We start from the raw sequence: 6,184 nt of genomic DNA, 5'->3' as shown, positions 1-6,184 counted from the left end.
CCTTCTAATAAGTTTACAACTCCCCATACACCTAAACCTGCACCAATTAAGATAACTAATTTTTGTAATACATCTACACCTTTTGTGAAAAAATCCATATATTTTTCCTCCTATCTTTTTTTTGTTTAACTTTGATTTAACTAAATAAATTTTTTAATGAAGGAACAAGTAATGTTGCGATTAAAACAATACCAGCCCCACTCATAAACTGTTTCATCCCTTGTGACTTTGCCCCTGGGTTATCATTACCATAACCTTCTAATAAGTTTACAACTCCCCATACACCTAAACCTGCACCAATTAAGATAACTAATTTTTGTAATACATCTACGCCTTTTGTGAAAAAATCCATTATTTTTTCCCCTTTTCTTTATTTGTATTTGGTAATTCATTTTTTATAAGAATAGATAGTAAAATATCTATTTTATAATACTTGATAAGTTTTAAAGCGCCTTTTATTAAAAGGGTTAAACCTATCAAAAGTAATACTAGTTGAATAACAAGATATATATCTAACATAGTCCTTACCGCCTTTTACATATTAATGTTTTGTTCTTGATCCTTTTCTTTCCTTTTTCTCTTTTTAAAGAGTAAAAATATTCCTAGAATGATACAGATCACCGAAACTATGCTCAATGCGATTATTATATTTTCATTATTTGAATCTTTCTTTTGGCTATTTTGTTCATCTTTTTTATATAAAAAACTGTTTGAGTTGTTCTTTACGGTAGTCGGATATATTTCTGTTATTTCTGTTGCATTCACTTGAACGGTGCGTGTATCTAGCCCTAAAAATGTTGAACCTTTATTAATGTATCTTTCTGTATTCAAGTTAATTGTGGTATCTTGTCGAACTGCATATTCTTCATGGGAAATTTCGTTTTCATCCAATAGTTTAATTGTTCTTCCATAAGGTAGCGTTAGACTAGAAACAAATGCACCACTTTCATCTAAAAATTTGACCATGTATTTCTCGCCAATATTCTTATTTTTAAACACGTACTTTGTTTCAGTGTATGCAGTAATTTTATTGCTGTTTGAAACTACATTCTCTTTTAACTTAGTATCATTTTGTATTGAACCTCCCCACGGATTACTTGTAGGGGGATTAGCATTACTATTATTCGTCTTTGTATTATCTTTTGTATTGTTAGTATCCGATTTTTGATTGTTAGTTGTAGCTGCACCTTTGTTGTCGTTGTTATTTTCTTTCGGTTTTTCTGCTGTTCCAGTTGCTTCTTTATTAAGCACTTCAGTTGTAGTTTCATTGGGTTTTTCAGTGTTGTTTTGGCTTTCTTTTAATTCTTTAAAACGTTCATTTAAAATCTTTTCAACCTGATCTGAAACATCTTTATCTGTAATTGGTTTTTTTTCAGATTCAGTGATCACTTTTTCAGCGTTTTCCCATTTTGCATAAAGAGTAACAGAATCTTTTAAATTGTCATTGCCAAATTTATTTGTTAATTCAGGATTTGTATACCAATCGATGAAAATCTTGTCTTTATTAGACAGTTTAGGTGTTTTAATTTTTTGACCAACATTCAATTTTACAGGCTCAATTTGTTCTTCTATATTTGTTACAAAGTTCACTGTGATTTCTTCTGTTTTATCGTCAATACCATTGTTATTAAAGTCAGAGAAAAACTTAGCATAATATTCACCTTTGGAACCAGTGACCTTAATATCCTCAATATTTTGTAATTTCTCCTCACCCTTTTTCCCATCACCTTTGTCTACCATTGCAAACCAGCCTGTGAATTTATAATTATTGTCTGGATTTACATCGGGTAAAACATCTTTTAACTTTGCATCTTTAGTAACACTTTTCACTACTTCTTTTATTTTTTTATGGTTTTCTAATAAATTTCCACCCACATCTTTAACATAAAACTTGACTGAAAACTCTTCTTTTTCTGTTAAGACTGGTTTAATAAATAATTTTCCATCTTTCATTTCAATGGTCCAATAACTTAGCATTTTCCCATTACTAACCTTCGGTTTCTCAAGGTTCATTTCTTTATCACTAGTTAATACCATACTTTCCACTACATCATTATTTTCATTAAGCACTTGGATCATCGTTTTTGATGGTACTTGTTCATGGAATAGAACCTTACTTTCATAACTCACTTTCAAATAATTCCGAGCAATATTTTCATTTTCTTGTGTTTGTGTAGGATTATTTACAGTAGCAAGGACTGTTGTGTTACCTATTAAAGAAAGTGATAGAACACTACTGACTAAAACTCGCTTTGATTTTCCCCACATATCATTTATCCCTTCTGTTTAATTCTTTTTACTCTTTACTTCTTTTTGCTTCAATTTTTCTTGAATATGATTTAACTCCTTTTGCGCCCTGCTTAACCAATTCAAGCTGAATTCAACATTTTCAAAAATCGAATCATTTTCACTCTCGGTTTTATCATTTAATTCACTCATATTATCCTTATTACAAGAAGGATTTACATACTCCATAATGTCTTTTTCTACGTTCTCAAAAGGTATATTTTTTAATTTTAAATTTGTTTCTTTTTCTAACTTCGAAATAATAAACTCGTTATTATAATACTCTTGAGCTATAATGCCTTTTTTATTGTGATTTAACACTAAAAGCAGCAAGTTGAGTAAAAAGATATTTGTACGTTGCTTTTCAACTAATATATTTTCGTTATCCTCTATTTTTGTAAGGGGATATAACTTGAAAATTTGCGATTTATCAACTTCTATATTTAACTCTTGCTCAACTTGCGTTTCTAATTTCTGATTGTCCAGTGTAGGAAGATGAAACAAATGCTTTTTTATATAAGCTTTAATTAACACTATTAATCTTCCTTATCGTGTTTCTTTTTCTCATCTTCAAAATTATCTTCATAGTAATCATCTTCCATTACTTCTTCCTCTTCATTTGTTTTGGGTTGATTTTTTTTCTTTTTCATGACTAAGAAGTAATATAAAGTAACCCCAACCACAGCAAGCGCTAACACAATAAGCAGAAATGAATTATTGTTACTTTCTTCTTTTGTTTTTTCTGATGCAGATTGAGTATTTGCTGTTGTTTTATCAGCTTCAGCTTGTTTTTGATTTGGTACATTCGGTTTAACACTTGTGCCATCTTTACTAGTGGTTGCAGCCGCAGTACCATCTAATGTATTCTTTTTAACATCTGATAAAAAATACACATTATTTTGAGTTTTATCTAAATCTACAATCAAGTAAAATACGTTACTATCTTTATCAGTGATTGTATAAAATGCTTTAGATCCGCTTGTTGTAAAGTCTGTTACTGTACCTGTACCATCAACCTTTTTTCCGTTAACACTAGCAGGTGTTTGAGCTTCAATTTCTTGTTCTTTCTTTTCAGCTTTAACATTCGGTCCAGAAGGTGGCTCTCCTACTGATTTATTTTCTGTTACCTTTGGTGTTTCAGCTTTCTTTTCTTCTGCATATGCAAAGTTAGAAACACTTGCGAATGGCAATAAACACATTAATACCGTTGCGAGAAATGATCGTTTAATAAGTTTCAGCATAACCATTAGCTCCTTCTCGATTAGTACCATTATTTGAGGTATCCTCTTTCACTTCAGTTTCAACTTGTTTTTTTTCTACTTTATTATCGAGTGCCTTTAGTGCTTCATCAGGACTTACTCCTGTTTCTTGAATTCGTTTGAACACTTCACTATATTGCAGATTAAATAGTAGCTGTTTATCTGTTTCTAATCGACTTTTTTCATCTTTTAAATTGTCGTTTAATTTTTCAATTCGCTGTTCTCTTTTTGCGATTTTTCCCTCTAATTTTTTTATTCGATCTGACAAAAAAACCACTCCTTAATACTTTTTTAAAACAAATTATCTTTTTACCCTATGGATTCCAGCAAAATGTTGTTGCCAATATGAAGTTTTCCAATTATGATAACCAATCCCAGCACTTTGACTGTCATACATAGTATTTTCATCAATATAGAATGCAACATGAGAAATGTGATCTGGTCCACCATAAGTACCTCTAAAGAAGATTAAGTCACCTGGCTGTGCTTCACTTGGATTAATTGGTGTAGTTAACTCATATTGAGTCAGTGCGTATGATGGTAAATCTATTCCAATTTGTTTCAAACCCCAAGATGTTAATCCGCTACAATCGAACCCTTGAGTTGGATTTTTACCACCCCATACATACGGCCATCCTTGAAACTTTTCAATTTCTGTTAATACTGTTTTAAAATCTCCTGAAATGTTAGCACCAGCACCGCCAATGTATTCACTAATTAACTCACCATAATGAAAATTCCCTCCATCAACATATCTATAAGGCTTACCTACCCGGAGCGATGTTTCGTTGACATAAGGTGTAGTACGCCCATTAGTATTTCCTAACGATGGGGCTACTACAGTCCGTGAATATTCTTCGGCTACTTCAAGAGAATAATCCCCCCCTCTGTTACCAAGCCAAGTTGCAAAATAATTACCATAATTGTAAGCTTGCGCTAATGCTTTAACGTTATTTTCATACCCCCTGTTAAAAGCCTTTAGGGCTAACAAACAATCTTTTAAATGCTTTACACCTTGTCGAACTGACTCTTCCTCTGTCTGAAATACGTTTGGTCTACCATAACCAGCAGATTCCGAGGACTGCATAATATCGCGAGTACCCGTTCCTCCGCTCTCGATTTGTATTATAGCTAAAAGTAAATTAACGAAATCTTGCATGCCTTGTGCAGCAGCCTCTTTTTCAACTAATCCTCGCCATTTTTCAACTTCAGGAGATAAGTTTTTTGAAGCTCCAATGTTTCCACTGACTTGTTCTTGTGATGATGATCCTGCACCAAATGCACCTGCAATTAATAAACATATCATCCCAATAAGTAGTAACGGCACAGCACTAGCCAATCCACCACCAAATATTGCTGCAACTTTAGTTCCTATTAGTTTTTTTACATTTTGAAGATTAAACTTACCTAACATTTTAAACAAATTGGCAACTTGATTCTTGACATTAGATGCAATACTAGTAAGGGTTTTTGCCTTATTCTTATCCCGAAATGAACCGTAATACATTTTCTTTTTAACAGCCTTTTTCTTTAGGAGGGTTCTTGATTCTACTTTAAGTTTTTTATCTTTAGAAAAAGGTACTAGCTTACCTTTTTGCTTACCCATTTTCCCTAATTTCGCATTTGCTTTAATTCGATTTTTAACAAGCTTATTGGTAGCTCTAGCAATTTTTGTAGCACTTTGACTCGCTAATTTTACGCCCTCGTCACCTTTTTCTAGTTGTTCTTGATACTTTAAAGCGCTACTTCCTGCAATATTTGTTGTTACTTTTGTTAATTTTTTTGCTGTTGCCTTTGTTAACTTTTTTGCTTTTGCTTTCGTTAACTTTTTTACGCTGGCCTTTTTGTTTGGCTTTTTTAATTTTTGGAACCTTTCAATTTTCCCTTTATCAAGTTTTTTTATATAAAGCTTTTCTTGTCTGCTTTTCCTTAATTTTTTTACGCTAGTCTTTTTGTTTGGCCCTTTTGTTTTTTTGGAACCCTTCAATTTTTGAACACTCTTTTCAGCTAATCCAAACCCCTTTTTGGTTAATGTTCTGGTTACTCTATAACCTTGAGTAATTCCTTGACTCCCTATCCTAACGCCTTCATCTTCTTGTTCTAACGTTTTTTGATACTTTTTAATACCTCCCTTTATAGAGTCCTTCGTAGCAATCAAGGAATTTTTACCGAGTTTTCCAACAAAGCGCATTCCTTTTTGGATTTTTGAGTTATCAGTTGATAATTTGGAGGAACCTTTCTCACTTTCTTTTAAAAGGGATTTCCCCATTTGCCCTATTTGATTTTGTTGAGATGTTTTTAATATCTCTGGTTGCTTAACATCTTTGATGAGATCCTGTTTTCGAATCTTTTGATTAATATGTTGTGACTGATTAGAAGATTGCTTCTGTAACTTCCCTTGCCTTTTTTCTGATGGGCTCTCAGTAGCATCTATAGTCTGTGAAACGTGTTTTTGCTCGGCTGTTTCTTGTTTTTTATTTAGTACCTTTACGGTACTTTCTGGTTGCTTAAATTTTTGATTGCTGTGTTCTAGTAACTTAGAAGATTGCTTTTGCAATTTTTCTTGCCCTGTTTCCTGTTTTGGGCTTTCTATGACACTTGTTGTCTGCGAAAATTGTTTTTGTTCAGTTGTTTCAAAT

The 6,184-nt window shown here is 32.4% G+C and carries 8 protein-coding genes; all 8 read right to left on the bottom strand.

Features of this window, described 5'->3' with window-relative positions; all coding sequences use genetic code 11:
* The coding region (locus JDS99_RS29500) for a Maff2 family mobile element protein (RefSeq protein ID WP_242475799.1) at positions 1-98 on the bottom strand (98 nt) is incomplete at its 3' end.
* Positions 99-136: 38 nt separating this feature from the next.
* Positions 137-352 carry a Maff2 family mobile element protein gene (locus tag JDS99_RS29495; RefSeq protein WP_006919475.1) on the bottom strand — a complete coding sequence of 72 codons (216 nt, stop codon included), beginning with the start codon at positions 350-352 and terminating at the stop codon, positions 137-139.
* Positions 352-519, bottom strand: coding sequence for a hypothetical protein (locus JDS99_RS29490; RefSeq protein WP_197235718.1), 168 nt, complete (start codon positions 517-519; stop codon positions 352-354). The genes JDS99_RS29495 and JDS99_RS29490 overlap by 1 nt, the downstream gene beginning before the upstream one ends.
* 15 nt (positions 520-534) lie before the next feature.
* On the bottom strand, positions 535-2,268 hold the full coding sequence (locus JDS99_RS29485; protein WP_199696316.1) for a hypothetical protein: 1,734 nt from the start codon (positions 2,266-2,268) through the stop codon (positions 535-537).
* An 18-nt stretch (positions 2,269-2,286) separates the two neighbouring features.
* Complete coding sequence (locus JDS99_RS29480) at positions 2,287-2,820, bottom strand: hypothetical protein (RefSeq protein WP_199696315.1); 534 nt, start codon at positions 2,818-2,820, stop codon at positions 2,287-2,289.
* Between the two features lie 2 nt (positions 2,821-2,822).
* On the bottom strand, positions 2,823-3,527 hold the full coding sequence (locus JDS99_RS29475) for a CD1107 family mobile element protein (protein WP_199696314.1): 705 nt from the start codon (positions 3,525-3,527) through the stop codon (positions 2,823-2,825).
* Entirely contained in the window at positions 3,511-3,822 is a 312-nt protein-coding gene (locus tag JDS99_RS29470) for a hypothetical protein (protein ID WP_345943244.1), read from the bottom strand. Before JDS99_RS29470 ends, JDS99_RS29475 begins: the two co-directional genes overlap by 17 nt.
* Positions 3,823-3,846: 24 nt before the next feature.
* Positions 3,847-6,102: a bifunctional lytic transglycosylase/C40 family peptidase gene (locus tag JDS99_RS29465; RefSeq protein WP_242475798.1), complete on the bottom strand. Its 2,256-nt coding sequence runs from the start codon at positions 6,100-6,102 to the stop codon at positions 3,847-3,849.
* Between the last annotated feature and the right edge of the window lie 82 nt (positions 6,103-6,184).

Source organism: Bacillus cereus group sp. N6 (assembly GCF_016483705.1).
In the GTDB taxonomy this organism is placed as follows: Bacteria; Bacillota; Bacilli; order Bacillales; family Bacillaceae_G; genus Bacillus_A; species Bacillus_A wiedmannii.
The sequence above is the reverse complement of the archived record's forward strand: the minus strand, read 5'-3'. Positions and strand labels throughout refer to the sequence as shown.